Annotated in this window: 12 protein-coding genes; 1 reads left to right on the top strand and 11 read right to left on the bottom strand. The window is 68.8% G+C overall.

Annotated elements, in window-relative coordinates; translation table 11 throughout:
* The 3 genes from Y704_RS23385 to Y704_RS23380 all read right to left on the bottom strand — a co-directional run.
* On the bottom strand, positions 1-907 hold a 907-nt coding region (locus tag Y704_RS23385), incomplete at its 3' end, for a UvrD-helicase domain-containing protein (protein WP_253904278.1).
* 83 nt (positions 908-990) lie between these two features.
* A complete protein-coding gene (locus tag Y704_RS0109285) occupies positions 991-4,299 on the bottom strand; it encodes an ATP-dependent helicase (RefSeq protein WP_081747518.1) in 3,309 nt (1,102 codons plus the stop codon).
* On the bottom strand, positions 4,283-4,819 hold the full coding sequence (locus tag Y704_RS23380; RefSeq protein WP_081747517.1) for an MGMT family protein: 537 nt from the start codon (positions 4,817-4,819) through the stop codon (positions 4,283-4,285). Before Y704_RS23380 ends, Y704_RS0109285 begins: the two co-directional genes overlap by 17 nt.
* 60 nt (positions 4,820-4,879) lie before the next feature.
* Here Y704_RS23380 and Y704_RS0109275 point away from each other — a divergent pair, with 60 nt between their 5' ends.
* Positions 4,880-5,632 carry a 3'-5' exonuclease gene (locus Y704_RS0109275; protein ID WP_026549916.1) on the top strand — a complete coding sequence of 251 codons (753 nt, stop codon included), beginning with the start codon at positions 4,880-4,882 and terminating at the stop codon, positions 5,630-5,632.
* A gap of 93 nt (positions 5,633-5,725) precedes the next feature.
* Here Y704_RS0109275 and hemL read toward each other — a convergent pair whose 3' ends face one another.
* The 8 genes from hemL to Y704_RS20130 form a co-directional block, all read right to left on the bottom strand.
* Positions 5,726-7,051, bottom strand: coding sequence for a glutamate-1-semialdehyde 2,1-aminomutase (gene hemL / locus Y704_RS0109270; protein WP_026549915.1), 1,326 nt, complete (start codon positions 7,049-7,051; stop codon positions 5,726-5,728).
* A 7-nt stretch (positions 7,052-7,058) separates the two neighbouring features.
* On the bottom strand, positions 7,059-8,045 hold the full coding sequence (hemB, locus tag Y704_RS0109265; RefSeq protein WP_026549914.1) for a porphobilinogen synthase: 987 nt from the start codon (positions 8,043-8,045) through the stop codon (positions 7,059-7,061).
* Complete coding sequence (locus Y704_RS20140) at positions 8,042-8,932, bottom strand: uroporphyrinogen-III synthase (protein ID WP_035772182.1); 891 nt, start codon at positions 8,930-8,932, stop codon at positions 8,042-8,044. The genes hemB and Y704_RS20140 overlap by 4 nt, the downstream gene beginning before the upstream one ends.
* Before the next feature lie 14 nt (positions 8,933-8,946).
* Complete coding sequence (gene hemC / locus Y704_RS0109255) at positions 8,947-9,894, bottom strand: hydroxymethylbilane synthase (RefSeq protein WP_026549913.1); 948 nt, start codon at positions 9,892-9,894, stop codon at positions 8,947-8,949.
* Positions 9,894-10,925 (bottom strand): ferrochelatase, encoded by a 1,032-nt coding sequence (locus Y704_RS20135; protein ID WP_051476867.1) that lies wholly within the window; start codon positions 10,923-10,925, stop codon positions 9,894-9,896. The genes hemC and Y704_RS20135 overlap by 1 nt, the downstream gene beginning before the upstream one ends.
* Before the next feature lie 47 nt (positions 10,926-10,972).
* Positions 10,973-11,707 carry a hydrogen peroxide-dependent heme synthase gene (gene hemQ, locus Y704_RS0109245; RefSeq protein WP_026549912.1) on the bottom strand — a complete coding sequence of 245 codons (735 nt, stop codon included), beginning with the start codon at positions 11,705-11,707 and terminating at the stop codon, positions 10,973-10,975.
* An 87-nt stretch (positions 11,708-11,794) separates the two neighbouring features.
* The gene (hemG, locus tag Y704_RS0109240) at positions 11,795-13,303 is read right to left on the bottom strand and encodes a protoporphyrinogen oxidase (RefSeq protein ID WP_026549911.1); all 1,509 of its coding nucleotides are present in this window, start codon (positions 13,301-13,303) and stop codon (positions 11,795-11,797) included.
* On the bottom strand, positions 13,300-14,015 hold a 716-nt coding region (locus Y704_RS20130), incomplete at its 5' end, for a uroporphyrinogen decarboxylase family protein (RefSeq protein ID WP_035772175.1). The genes hemG and Y704_RS20130, both read right to left, overlap by 4 nt.

The raw sequence follows: 14,015 nt of genomic DNA, 5'->3' as shown, positions 1-14,015 counted from the left end.
CGGCCGTCACTGCACGGCCGTCGGCGAAGAGCCGCGAAAACAGCACCATCTGTGCGTGCGAGGTGTCCTGGAACTCATCTAGCAGGACCACCCGGAACTTCTCCCGCTCGAGCGCGACAGCTTCGGGCACTTCCTGGGCGATACGCGCTGCAAGGGCAACCAGGTCGCCGAAATCGAGTTGCCTGCGGGCCAGCTTCGCCTCCGCGTACTGTTCGACCAGTTCCGTGACGCTGACACGGGTGCGCAGCCTGTTGAGGAGCGCTTCCACGCCCTGCGCCGGTTTGCGGGAGGATCCTGCAACATACTCCCAGCCCTGGACCGCGTCGATCTGCTGGCGCAGCGCAGCCCGCACCTGGGACGGCGTCACCAGATGCTCTGCACACTCACCCGCCATGTCGAGGACACCCTTCACAAGCGTGGATTTTGCTGCTGTGAAGTGTCCCCACTCGCCCTGGTACGCTTCCACGACGGAATTGGCGAGTTGCCAGGCCTGGGCGGTACCCAGCATGACCGAGTCCCGTTCGACGCCGATCCTCAACCCGTAATCCTGGACAATCCCGTTGGCGAACGAATGATAGGTGGACACGGCCGGATCGAGGTCGCCGAGTCCACCGGGATCGGCGCTGGTGTCCCCTTGCTGGCCCAGTGCCTGATGGAGGGCGGCCAACCGCTGCCGGATGCGGGTGCCGAGCTCCCCGGCGGCCTTGCGGGTGAACGTGACACCCAGAATCTGTTCGGGCCGAACCAGAGAGTTGGCAACGAGCCACACCACGCGGTCCGCCATGGTCTTGGTCTTGCCTGAACCGGCACCGGCAATCACCAGTTGCGGCTGTAACGGTGCCTCGATCACCCGCACCTGGTCGTTGGTCGGGTACTGCACCGGCGTGGTGGAGTCGGCAGAAAGCAGCTCGGCAAGCCTGCGCGCCGAGTAGTGCGGAGGAGGTTGCTCCTCCGTCGTCCCGGCGGACGGCTCCGGTGCAGCAGGAGCCGTCACTGGGTCACCTGCCGGCCTTCTGCGCAGAGCGGACATACTTCGGGGAGACGGCAACCGCTTCCGCCGAACCCTGAACGCCGGGGATCGTGCACCGTCTCGAAGGACGCGGCCGACATCAGCCGTGCGGCCTCCTCGATCATGGCGCGAGCCCAACCATCGGACGGGTCCAAGGGAGGCTGCTCCTGCACTGATGCCCCCTTGTTCTTCGTACCGAGATGGACAAGCGATGCGCCACCCGACTCGTCGGCCGTCCCCTCGCCCGCAAGCGCTCCCTCATTGACGGCAACCTGGTAGGCCGCGAGCTGCGGGTGCCCCTCGATGTCCTTCTTCGCCGGCGCCGACTTGCCGGTCTTGAGGTCGACGATGACGGCCCGTCCCTTCGAATCCTCCTCAAGCCTGTCGATTTGCCCCCGCAGCCGCGCAATCCGCTCGTGGCCCTCCTCCTCGAACGGCAGGTCAACCTCGAAGTCGACTTCGGTGGCGAGCAGCTTCCGACCGGACTGCCGTCCCAGGATGACGTAGGCGGCAAGTTTCCTGACCATGCTCTCTGCCCGGCGCAGGTCTGCCTTTCCCTCCCACGTATCCTTCATGCCGAGCGTGGGCCAGCGCCGCTCGAGTTCGGCGATATATTCGGTGCCTGTCGCTTCGGGCATATCCTGCGCGATCGCGTGGACAAGAGTTCCGAGGGACCGGGCGAAGTCAGTGGCCTTCTCACCGCCGGCGGCCGCAACGAACCAGCTCAACGGAGACGTAAGTACGGCATCGACCTTCGAGGGCGAGACGGGAATCGGCGCATCGGGCGGCACAATGGGCCGGTTCGTGCTGAGGGGAAGCAGCCCCCACCACTGCGAGGGGTCCGCCCCCGGTATCCCCGGAGTCCGGGCCGCCATCCTCCCGAGATGCTGCACTGCTTCGGCCGCCAGAGCGGGGTTGGCAGGATCCTGGGCGAATTTCCGCAACTCGGCGACAAGGGCGCGGAGCGTGAGTGGCCGCAGAACTTCGGTTCTCGGACGCTCTGTGATGCCAGGGGGCAGCGGATCGACAAGATCCAGGAACTGTGACGGCTGATCATCCGCGGAGGACACGGCGCAGCAGATCAGTTCTTCGCTCGCACGGGAGACAGCGGTCGAAAACGTTCTCAGCTCATCGAACCGGATGTCCTGGAGGAGACTGAGCGGTTGCCGGTGCTGCCGGAACGATGCGCCGTGGTCGAGGAGTGCCTGAAGCTCGCCCGAGCCCAGCAGTTCTCCGCGGAGGCGCAGGTTCGGCCAGATTCCCTCCTGAAGTCCAGCGACGATCACGAAAGGCCAGTGCCGGCCGGCGGCGCTTGCGGGAGTGAGCACCGAGACCGATGCCCGGCGGCGGGCACGCACCGCAAGCGTGTCCATAGGGAGTTCCTGGCTCAGCAGGTATTCGAGGAACAGTTGGGGCGCGGCCCCGGGCATCTGGTCAACGAACCGCTCCGCGGTCTGGAAAAGGGCCAGCATGGCATCGAGGTCGCGGTCGGCCCGTACCGAGCCCTGCCCCTCGCCCAGGGCCGCCGCCGACCACTTGTCGGAGAGACCACTTGCGGCCCACAGTTCCCACAGGACGGTCTCGGGATCGGCGGACGGAGCGGCAAGAGCGACCTTGCCGGCCTGGATCATCCGCGCAATGCGACGGGCAGGAGCGGCCTCCCTGCCGAGCCCGGAAACCGCCAGGGGCTCCGTCAGCAGGTCCACCAGTAGCTCGTCGCTCATGCGCCCGCCGCCGTCCTGCAGTTCCCTCTGCCGCAGGACCTGGCGCAGGCGCCGCAACTCCAGGGTCCCTGCGCCTCCGATGCGGGATGTCAGCAGCGACACACCCAGCTCAGGGTCCAGCGTGCGGTCCCCCACCACCACGGAAAAGATGTCCAGCAGCGGCCGGACGGCCGGCTCGTCCCGGATTGCCGTTTCGGACGCCGGCACATTGACCGGGATTCCCTGCGCGGCCAGGAAACGCTGCACAGTGTTGACCTGGGCCCCGTTGCGGACGATCACAACAACATCATCGAAACTCCGCCCGCCGAACAAATGGGCCTCAAGTATCCGCTGCACGATATAGCGCTGTTCGTGGAAGACCGAGTCGACCAGGTGGGAAGCCACGGAAGGTCCGGTCCCAGAGGCCGGTTGCGCGGGGCCGTCCGTCGTGTGCTGGAGTGCCGGCGCGTCAGACATCGCGTCGGACAGCGCCACGGCCCGCGGAGCGAGCATCCTGTAACCGGAGGCCACCCCCGCGGTGGAGATACGCGATGCGACGTTGCGCCACGCCTCGGCCAGTGGCGCCGTCAGCGTATGTGATGCCGGGAGCACGACCGAGGCCAGGTCCGTTCCGGGCGAGAGTAATTGTTCAAGCTGGCCGGTGAGTTCGGGACGGGCTCCGCGGAAACCCTGCACGGCGGTGTCCGGGCAGGAGGTGATGACGGCGTCCCTGCCGGTGGAAAGAAGCCCGAGAAGCGCGTGGATCGCGGGGTTGGCTTCCTGGTAGTCGTCGACCAGGATGAGCTTCACGCGCCGGCGTTCCTGGGCGAGGAACTCCTCATCCAGTTCAAGGAGCGCACGTGCCGCGCCCAGAATCCCTGCAGGATCGAAGGCCTCCGGCATGCGCAGGTCGAGGACATCCCGGTACTCGCCGTAGAGAGCTGACGCCGCGACCCAGTCCGGGCGATCGAAGCGGTAGCCCCACTGCTGTAGCTGCTCGGCTGAGGCCCCGTACTCACTGACGCGGTCGAAGAGCTCACGGATTTCCTGCCGAAACCCCCGTGTTCCAAGAGCCAGAGCGAGGTTTTGCGGCCAGTCGATGACCGGCGCACCGTCCTTGCCATGGCCTGTGAGCAACTCCTTGATGATCAGGTCCTGTTCGGCGCCGGAGAGGAGCCGCGGGGCACGCCGGAGTTCGGGCATCCGTCCCTCAGCCTTCGCGCGTCGGATGAGATCGAATGCGTAGGAGGCCCAGGTCCTCGCGGGTGCAGTGCTGAGGCTTCGACTGAGCTTGTCGGTCAGGTCGTCGCGAAGGCGCGACGCCGAGGCCCGGGTCGGTGCCAGCAGGAGCACCTCGGATGCTTCGAGCGTTCCACCGTTGATGCGGTGGACGGCGATGTCGACGAGGAGCGTCGATTTTCCGGTACCAGGGCCGCCGAGGACAAGAACTGGTCCGGACATGGCAGCAATCCGCGCGGCAGTCGCAGAAGCTGGTGCTGGTGCAATGAGCGTCGCGCTGGTCATGCGGCAGGACAGTTGGCCGGACGGACCACCCGACGCGTCGGGGCCATCAAGAATTACGGTCATGGTTCAAGTCCATCACTTCGCACTGACATTTTCGGTCAAGCGGCGCGGGGGACGTTTCAGTGCCAGCACACCCGAGGCGTGCGCGAACACCCTCCACGGCCATGAGTTCCTTCGCTTCGGGCACCCACCGGGCCAGGCCCAGGTCCACAGCGAACGGTCCGGCGTTTCCTTCCGGGCCGGGGGCACGGTGCCGGAGCGGCGTCGCCTCCCGCAGGTAGTGATCCAGGGCACGCTCCACGAGTCCGCGCGGGGCCAGACCTCCGGCCCGCAGGACGCGCCACCACGGCACATCGTCGCCACCGCGGCTCATTGCTGCCCCGACCTGGCGCGGTCCGCCTGCCTCGAGGAGCTCGGCGACATCCCCGTACGTGACTACGCGGCCGGAGGGAACGAGGCGCGCTACCTCGAGGACCGCCTCGCCGTAGTCGAGACGGCCATCGACGGAACGGCCATCGACGGAACGGCCGTTGAACTGCGCGTTGGTCCGGCAGGGAAAAGCTGGGGGAAGTTCCCTACTCATGCCGTCCAGCCTAGCCGGGGCCCGTCCGGGAATGTCGGCGGCCCGCGCTAGCCTTGGCGCATGACCAGCTGGCAGAAACTTCCCCGGGCCGCCTTCGATCTTGAGACCACCGGGCGCGATCCCCAGGGCGCACGTATCGTGACGGCGTCGATCCTGCTGGTCGACGGCGGCGGGGCGCCCCTGGAACACCATGAGTGGCTCGCCGACCCAGGAATTCCCATTCCCGCGGAAGCCGCTGCCATCCACGGCGTGTCCACCGAACACGCCCGGCACCATGGACAGCCCGTGGCAGGAGTCGTGAGGGAGGTGGGCGCCGTCCTGGCCCGGTTGTTCGACGCAGGAATTCCGGTCCTGGCCTTCAACGCCCGGTACGATTTCACGGTCCTGGCCCGTGAGGGCGAGCGGCACGGCGTACCCACGCCGAACCCGCGACCAGTTCTTGACCCGTTCATTCTGGACAAGCAGGCCGACAGGTACCGCAGGGGAAAGAGAACCCTCACCGCGATGTGCGCCCACTACGGAATCGAATTCGAGAACGCGCACACCTCCGCCGCGGACGTGCAGGCAACACTCCGCGTCGCTGCGACGTTGGCCCAGCGGTTCCCGATGCTGGACCGTCCCGCGGAAGAGCTCCACGATTCCCAGCTCGTCTGGGCTGAACGGCAGGCTGCGAACTTCCAGGAATACCTTCGACGCACCGATCCCGCCGCCGTGATCGAGTGCGCCTGGCCGCTCATTCCGGCGGAAGTGCCGGACAAGCCTGTGCCGCCGATCGGATCCGCCGCAACCCTGTCTGACGTCCTCACGGCCTGAGTCCGGGGCCACGCCGCCCGCGAGCGCCTGCCGACTTCCGAGGGAGCGCTGGACACTCCTGCCCGCAAGCGCCGGTCGACTTCAGCATGAGCTTCAGACAGCAGGCTGCGCCTGCGCTGCTGCCGACGCCGCCGCGGGAAGCGCTCCGAAGATCTTCTCCATGGCAGCGTCATCGTGGGCCGCCGAAAGGAACCACGCCTCGTAGACCGACGGTGGGAGGTAAACGCCGGAGCCCAGCATGGAATGGAAGAAGGGCCCGTAGCGGAAGGCCTCCTGCGCCTGCGCATCCGCGTAGTTGCGCACACCGTTCTGCGACGTACCGAACGCCACGCTGAAGAGACTCCCTGCGCGCTGGATGGAGTGATCCACGCCTGCGCGCCCCAGCTCGTCGGAAAGCGCGGAGGAGAGCTCGAGGGAACGCGCATCCACATGGCGGTACACGTCGTCGGTGGCGGCCGTGAGTGTGGCTACACCGGCCGCCATGGCCAGCGGGTTACCGGACAGGGTCCCGGCCTGGTACACGGGACCGATCGGGGCGAGGTAGTTCATGACATCCGCACGGCCGCCCAGGGCCGCAGCGGGAACACCGCCACCGATCACCTTCCCGAAGGTGAGGAGGTCGGGCGTCCACGGATCCGGAGAGTCCACCGCCCCTCCGGTCAGTCCCCAATAGCCCCCGGGAGAGGTCCGGAAGCCCGTCATGACCTCATCCACGATGAAGAGCGCACCGTGCTCGGTCGTCATCCGGGAGAGGAAGGCGTTGAAGCCCTCCTGCGGTGTCACGACGCCCATATTGGCCGGTGCGGCTTCAGTGATCACTGCTGCGATACGCGGTCCGTGCTCCGCGAAGGCCTGCTCGACCGCCGCGACATCGTTGTACGGCAGCACGAGCGTTTCCGCCGTCGTCGCTTCCGTGACTCCAGCGGAACCTGGGAGGGCCAGCGTCGCGACGCCGGAACCGGCGGCCGCCAGGAGGCTGTCCACATGGCCGTGGTAGCAGCCGGCGAACTTGAGAATGAGGTTGCGTCCGGTGAAACCGCGGGCCAGCCGCACCGCCGTCATGGTGGCCTCCGTGCCGGTGGAGACCATCCGCAGGAGCTCGACGGCGGAGACCCGCTTCCGAACGATTTCCGCGAGGTCGGCTTCCGCCGGCGTCGACGCTCCGAACGTCAGTCCGTGGTCCACGGCGCGGTGCACCGCCGCGATGACGTCGGGATGTGAGTGGCCCAGCAGCGCCGGTCCCCACGAACCCACGAGGTCGACATAGGTTGTGCCGTCGGCGTCGGTGACGTATGCGCCATGCGCGTCCACCAGGAACCGCGGTGTCCCGCCCACGGAGCCGAAGGCCCGCACCGGCGAATTCACCCCGCCCGGCATCAGGGAACGTGCGCGCTCGTACAGTTCTTCGGAAGTAGCCATGGTGTCCTCAGTTGGAATTGTCGCCGAGCCATAGAGCAAGCTCCGGGGCCCAGTAGGTCAGAATCATCTGTGCGCCGGCCCGCTTGATGCTGAGGACCGACTCCTCGATGGCGCGGCGCCGATCGATCCAGCCGTTCGCCGCGGCGGCCTCGATCATCGCGTACTCCCCCGACACCTGGTACGCAGCCACCGGGACCCGGGACACCGCTGCGACGTCGGCCAGGATATCGAGGTAGCTCATGGCAGGCTTCACCATGACCATGTCGGCACCCTCCTCGATGTCGAGTTCCACCTCGAGCAGCGCCTCCCGGCGGTTCGCCGCATCCATCTGGTAGGTACGGCGGTCGCCCTTCAGCTGGGAGTCGACGGCTTCCCGGAACGGCCCATAAAAGGCCGACGCGTACTTCGCGGCGTAGGCAAGCACCACGGTGTCCTGGTGGCCGGCGTCGTCGAGCGCCTGCCGGATGACGGCGACCTGGCCGTCCATCATGCCCGAGGGGCCGAGCACGTGGGCTCCCGCGTTCGCCTGCTCCACGGCCATCCGTGCGTAGAGCGCCAGGGTGGTGTCATTGTCGACGCTGCCGTCCTCCGCCAGCACCCCGCAGTGGCCGTGATCGGTGAACTCGTCAAGGCACACATCACTCATGACGACGAGCGAGTCCCCCACCTCGGAGCGCACGTCGGCAATGGCACGGTTGAGCACGCCCTCCGGGTCGATGCCGGCGCTGCCCGTCGCGTCCCGGTGCGAGGGGATTCCGAACAGCATGATTCCGCCGACGCCCCGCTCCACGGCAACGGCAGCGGCCCTCTTCAGGGACTCAGTGCTGTGCTGGAAAACCCCCGGCATCGAGAGGATCGGCGACGGCTCGGTCAAGCCCTCGCGGATGAAGGCGGGCAGGATCAGGTCTGAGGGACTCACCCGGTATTCCGCCGTGAGCCGCCGCAGGGCGGGGGTGGACCGCAGCCGGCGGGGCCGGTGCTGGGGGAAACTCATGGGAGAACTCCATTCTTCGGTGCTGTGCGTCTGTTCGTGACGGCGCGAACGGCAGCGTCCGCTATTCCCGCGGGCGTGGGCAGGGCCGCGACGGCGTCGATGCGAAGTCCCGCGCCCGCCGCGGCAGCCGCGGTGCTGGGGCCGATCGCGATTACCAGCGGAGCGACGCCGGGGTCCCGCGACGCTTCCTTCTCCAGCATCCCACGAAATCGTAGGGCGCTGCTGGGTGAGGTCACGACAACAGCGACGGTCGCGTCCGTTCCGGCGAGGCGGCGGAATTGCCGGAGGTCGATCGTTGCTGACGCCCGACCATCGTCCGGAGGGACCGGGACCACGAGGCGCCGCCCGGCGGCCGCCGGGTAGTCGACCGTGCGGTATGCGGTCACGCGGTCGACGGTCCATCCCGCGGCAGCCAGGCCCTCCGCGAGCGCCGCGTCGGCGATATCGGCCTGGGGCAGCAACACCGAACCCGGGCCTGCGGGCATCCCATCGAGCAGACCCTGCGCGGACTGGTCGAGCTCCGGGACGAGGTGCGCCGCCACTGATGCCCCCGCCAGATACTCCCGCGTGGTGTTGCCGACAGCTGCGATGTGTACTCCATTGCCGAGGATCGCCGTCAGCTCCCGGCCGGAGGCAAGGGCATGCTGCTGGACCGACGCCACAGCGGTGACGCTGGTGAAGACGACCCACTGGTATCCGCCCTCCGCCAGGCGGACCAGCGCCTCTGCCACTTCCCCGAATCCGGGGACCTGTTCGAAATCGATGAGGGGCATCGCGAAGGGTTCAGCCCCGAGCTGCTGCACCTCGCGGGCCATGGCGGCTGAACGGTCAGGGCTGCGCAGGAACACCACGACCACCCCTGCCAGCGGAAGCGGCGCAGGCTCCATTCCGGCCGCCGCCGTCAGCCCTGCAGGGGAGCTATGTCGGCGGCGCCCGCAGCGAGGAGGTCCTCGGCGAGAGCGATGCCGAGCTCGGCCGCGCCGACGCTGTCGGCGGCCACGGTGGACTGCGTCCTGCGGATCATCTGCCGCCCGTCGAGGCTGCACACCACTGCTTCAAGGGTCAGCCGGTCCCCCGCCACCGAGGCCAGGGCGCCGATCGGGGCAGCGCAGCCCGCTTCGAGCTGGAGCAGGACGGCGCGCTCCGCCGTCACCGCCAGCCTCGAGTGCGCGTGGTCGTAGGCTTCCAGCGCTTCCCGGAGGGAGGTGTCGGCGTCGTCGATCCGGCATTCGACGGCGAGAGCACCCTGCCCGGGCGCGGGCAGCATGACGGCAGGGTCGATGTATTCGGTGATCACCGCTTCGCGTCCGAGCCGGAGCAGCCCGGCTGCGGCGAGTACGACGGCGTCGAGGTCGCCGGGCGCTCCGTCCACGAGCCCGGCCACCCGGCCGAGCCGCGTATCCACGTTGCCCCGGATGTCTATGACCTGCAGGCCGGGACGGGTGGACCTGAGCTGCGCGGCGCGGCGCGGCGAACCGGTTCCGACGGTCGCGCCGTCGGGCAGCGTGGCGAGGGTGAGTCCGTCCCTGGCGCACAGGGCGTCCCGGACATCGGCCCTCGCCGGCACCGACGCAACGGTCAGGCCGGGTGCGGGGAGCGTCGGGAGGTCCTTGAGCGAGTGCACGGCAACGTCGCAGCGGGTTTCCAGCAGCGCATCGCGCAGGGCCGCCACGAAGACTCCCGTGCCGCCGATCTGCGAGAGCGATCCCTTGTGGACATCGCCCTCCGTGCGGACCCGCACCAGTTCGTACTGCCGCCCGGACAGTCCGGCGATCCGCTCGGCGACGGTGGTGGTCTGGGTGAGCGCGAGCGTGCTGCCCCGGGTTCCGACACGGATGGCCCCGGCCATCAGGACCCGGGGTTGGGAAGCGGCGTTCCCACTGTCGCATCTACGGCGGCAATGGTGGGTTTCTCGCCGCGCCGGTTGGCGCAGCAGTTGGGACGGCAGACGTCGTACCAGGGGCCCAGAGCCGTGGTGGACGGGCGTTCGGCGATGTTGTTCCCGATGGTGCGCTCGGAGATGAGGTCGACCAGGCCCGCCACGAATTTCTCGTGGGTACCCGGAGTGGGCACGCGGTCTGCAACGATCCCGAGCTCACCGCAGGTGTCGAGTGCCTCGGTGTCCAGGTCCCAGGCAACTTCCATGTGGTCGCTGACGAACCCGAGCGGCACGATCACCACCCCCCTGGTTCCTGTTCCGGCGCGTTCCCGCAGGGCGTCGCTGATGTCAGGCTCCAGCCACGGAATGTGCGGAGCACCCGACCGCGATTGGTACACGAGCGACCACTCGACGCCTGCGGCCCCGGGCACGCGATCCAACACGGCCTGTGCGGTGGCAAGGTGCTGGGCCACGTAGGCGCCCTCCTCATGCACCGGACCGCCTCCGGACGCGCGCGGACCGGCGGCCTCGGCGTCGCCCATCGGAATGGAGTGGGTGGCGAACATGATGTGCACGGGAGCGCCGGCCTCACCGCGCGCCTCGAGGGCGGCGCGCACGGTGCCGAGCCCGGCGGTGACTCCCTCGACGAAAGGCTCCACGAATCCCGGGTGGTCGAAGTACTGGCGCACCTTGTCGACCTCGAGTTTGCCCTCGAGCCCCGTCTTGACGAGGGCCATGCCGAGATCCTCGCGGTACTGGCGGCAACTGGAGTAGCACGAGTAGGCGCTGGTGGTGACGGCCAGGACGCGTCGGTGCCCGGCGTCGTATGCCTCCTGCAGGGTGTCGGCGATGAACGGCGCCCAGTTCCGGTTGCCCCAGTACACCGGGAGGTCGATGCCGCGGCCGCGCGTGACGTTGCGCAGGAAGGGAATGACGTCGTCCTGCCCCTCGGGCCCGCCGAAGGAGGCGAGGACGACGGCGTCGTAGTCCTTGGGCGCCATCCGTCCTGTCTCGTCCACCCCGTCGAGGGGGTTGAAGGCCTGTGTCGTCACTGGAGCACCTCTGCGATCTCGTTGGTAGGAATTCTGCGGCCGGTGTAGAAGGGTACTTCCTCGCGCACGTGCCGGCGGGCCTCGGTTTCCCTCAGATGCCGCATGAGGTCGACGAGGTCCACCAGTTCCGGGGCTTCGAGGGCCAGGATCCATTCCCAGTCACCGAGTGCGAAGGAGGACACGGTGTTGGAGAGGACCTGAGGATATTCGCGGCCCTTCATCCCGTGGTCGTAGAGCATCCCCCGGCGTTCCTCGCTGGGGAGGATGTACCACTCGTACGAGCGCACGAACGGGTACACGCAGACCCAGTCGGCAGGAGCGACGCCCCGGGAGAACGCCGGGCTGTGGCTTTTCGAGAACTCCGCGCTGCGGTGGACACCCATGGCGGACCAGGCGACGCTGGTTCCGGCGAAGGTGCCGGTGCGGCGGATGCGCCGGACGGCGGACTGCAGGTCCTCGGCACGCGGGCCGTGGAGCCAGACCATCACATCGGCATCCTCCCGCATGGCGGAGACGTCGTAAAAACCACGGACGACGACGCCGGTCCCCTCCAGCGATCCCAGCACGTCCTCGAGGCTGTCCGCTGAGGCGGTCGCTCCGCCGCGCCGAAAGACGGTCCAGAGCGTGAAGAACAGTTCCCCTCCGGCGTCGGCGGCAGCTTCCGGCGAAACACCGCCCGCGGGCTCGGTCGAGGGGTCGGGGGAAGCGTTCGTACCGATTAGCTCACTCATGGTACTAGTCTGCCTTTGCGCCGGAGCAATTCGAAATTCTATTCTTCTACAACCCGTAGAAGTAAGCAACGTCACACGGCAGCGGTCCTACCGCTCGACGTCGAGCGTGTCGGCGAGCGCAGTGGCGCGCGTCCGCGCGTCGTCGATCACCGCAACGAGCCCTGTGCCGGCAAGCCACGCGCCGGAGATCTCAAGGGGTCCGGCGGCCGCCGCGGCGGCCCGTATCCGAGCGACCCGGTCCCGGTGTCCCACTGCGGCGTGCGGCAGTGCTCCCGCCCAGCGCACCACATCCCAGTCGAGCACATCCGCGGCATCAATGCGCACACCGAGCAGCGCGGAGGCATCGGCGACGGCGGCGCCGAACAGCGCGTCGTTCGCGGTCGAGGGCCCGGCGCCGCCCGCGGTGTCGCCCACCCGCCCATAGGACAGCCGGAGGACGTGCACACCCGCCCCTGCCTGCTTCCGCAGCCATGCCCACTTGGCAGTGGAGTGCGTCAGCGCCTTGGCCGACACTCCCTGGACGCCCCGAGCCACCAGCACCCCCGTGCCGCGAGGGGAGGCATCAAGACCGGGCGCCGTGACCACGAGCGTGACGAGGGCAACCCCCGACACCGGGGGCGGGCGCTCGGCTGCCAGTTGCGGGAGGACGCGGGTCAGGAGGTCGACGGCGACCGGACCCTCGGTAGCCACGAGGACGGCGCGGGCGGGCAGCCTGCGCTCAAGTGTCGAGTGCTCGGTGGAGACCAGCCATGTATCTCCCGATCGATGGATCCCGCGAACTGTCTCACCGCGTCGCAGGTCCACACCAGCGGCCGTCAACTCGTCCACGAGTGCGTCCCGCAACTGCGCCATGCCGCCGCGGAGCCCTCCGACCGCCGATCCGGCGGGAGCTGCTGCCCTCAGCGAGCCCGCAGCGGCGCCGAGGGAGCCCAGCCGGGCCATGGCTGCACGCAGCCCGGGCGCCACCGCGTCGACATCGAGCGTGTCAGGGTCCGCCGAGAACACACCCCCGGCTACCGGGGCGACGAGGCGGTCCAGCACGTCCTCGCCCATCCGGGCCCGGACGAGCTCGCCGAGGCTGACGCCGGGCCGGGTGGCGAGGGCTCCGATGGGCAGCACACGATCCAGGGATGCGCGAAGTACGCCCGCCCGACCGATGGCCATCGCCGTCCCCGCGTCGGTGGGATCCGCTGGAATGCCCAGTACTCCGGAACTGGGTAGGGGCTGCGCACTGCGCTGCAGGTCCTTTCCCGGAAGCTGGACCCATGCGCCTGCGGCTTCAGGGATCACCAGCAGGTTCCCGAGGCCGAGGTCGGCGGCAAGTCCCGGAACCGTGGCGGAACGGGTGGAGAAGGATTCGGCGCCGCTGTCGAGCCGGAACCCGCCGAGCTCCCGCGAATCGACGCTGCCGCCGAAACGCGATCCCTTTTCGAGAACCGTCACGGGGATCCCCCGCTGGGTCAGGGTCCTTGCTGCCACGAGCCCGGCCATACCCCCGCCCACGACGACGACGGTCGGCGGACGGGTTCCTGGCCTTCCGGAAGCCGGCCCGGTTGCGGGCCCGCCTCCGGCGCCGGGACTGCCGGTTCCGCTCATGCCGAGGGGTCCACCGAATGGATCAGTTCGACCACGCGCGTGAGGACCTCCGGGTCGGTTTCCGGCGGCACCCCGTGGCCCAGGTTGACCACATGCCCGGGCGCCGCGGAACCCGACGCAAGCACCTCCAGCACATGCCTTTCCAGTACCTCCCAGGGAGCGCGGAGCAGTGCCGGGTCGATGTTGCCCTGCAGCGGAACCTTCCCGCCGAGCCGCCGGTTGGCCTCGGCCAGCGGAAGCCGGTAATCCACCCCGACCACGTCCACCCCGACGTCGTACATGGCAACAAGCAGCTCGGAGGTGCCCGTGCCGAAATGGATCAGCGGAGCCCCGAGCCCGCGGACGTGGTCCAGGGCGCGGGCGGAGGCCGGGGCGACGTGGTGCACGTAGTCCTGCAGTCCGAGTGATCCCGCCCAGGAATCGAAGAGCTGCGCGGCTGATGCGCCGGCCTCCAGTTGCGCCCGAAGGAACCGGCCCGACGCGTCGGCCGCCCACTCGGTCAGGGCCCGCCAGGTATCCGGATCGGCGTGCATCATGGTGCGGGGGCCCAGGTGGTCGCGGGACGGCTTGCCCTCCACCATGTAGGCCGCGAGGGTGAACGGCGCACCAGCGAAGCCGATCAGCGGCGTCGACCCCAGCTGTGCGACGGTGAGGGCGACAGCCTGCCGGATCGGATCCAGGGCGGCGTCGGTGAGTACCGGCAGGGCCGCCA

The organism is Arthrobacter sp. Br18 (genome assembly GCF_000520555.1).
In the GTDB taxonomy this organism is placed as follows: domain Bacteria; phylum Actinomycetota; class Actinomycetes; order Actinomycetales; family Micrococcaceae; genus Arthrobacter_D.
Note: the sequence above shows the minus strand (reverse complement) of the source record. Positions and strands in the feature narration are given on the sequence as shown.

What these genes read in the sequence shown, in the direction of transcription:
- Y704_RS20135 (WP_051476867.1), bottom strand. Translation starts at nt 10,925, where the DNA reads ATGGCGCCCAAGGACTACGACGCCGTCGTCCTCGCCTCCTTCGGCGGG.
- Y704_RS20140 (WP_035772182.1), bottom strand. Translation starts at nt 8,932, where the DNA reads ATGGAGCCTGCGCCGCTTCCGCTGGCAGGGGTGGTCGTGGTGTTCCTG.
- hemB (WP_026549914.1), bottom strand. Translation starts at nt 8,045, where the DNA reads ATGAGTTTCCCCCAGCACCGGCCCCGCCGGCTGCGGTCCACCCCCGCC.
- Y704_RS0109285 (WP_081747518.1), bottom strand. Translation starts at nt 4,299, where the DNA reads ATGACCGTAATTCTTGATGGCCCCGACGCGTCGGGTGGTCCGTCCGGC.
- Y704_RS23380 (WP_081747517.1), bottom strand. Translation starts at nt 4,819, where the DNA reads ATGAGTAGGGAACTTCCCCCAGCTTTTCCCTGCCGGACCAACGCGCAG.
- hemG (WP_026549911.1), bottom strand. Translation starts at nt 13,303, where the DNA reads ATGAGCGGAACCGGCAGTCCCGGCGCCGGAGGCGGGCCCGCAACCGGG.
- hemL (WP_026549915.1), bottom strand. Translation starts at nt 7,051, where the DNA reads ATGGCTACTTCCGAAGAACTGTACGAGCGCGCACGTTCCCTGATGCCG.
- Y704_RS0109275 (WP_026549916.1), top strand. Translation starts at nt 4,880, where the DNA reads ATGACCAGCTGGCAGAAACTTCCCCGGGCCGCCTTCGATCTTGAGACC.
- hemQ (WP_026549912.1), bottom strand. Translation starts at nt 11,707, where the DNA reads ATGAGTGAGCTAATCGGTACGAACGCTTCCCCCGACCCCTCGACCGAG.
- hemC (WP_026549913.1), bottom strand. Translation starts at nt 9,894, where the DNA reads ATGGCCGGGGCCATCCGTGTCGGAACCCGGGGCAGCACGCTCGCGCTC.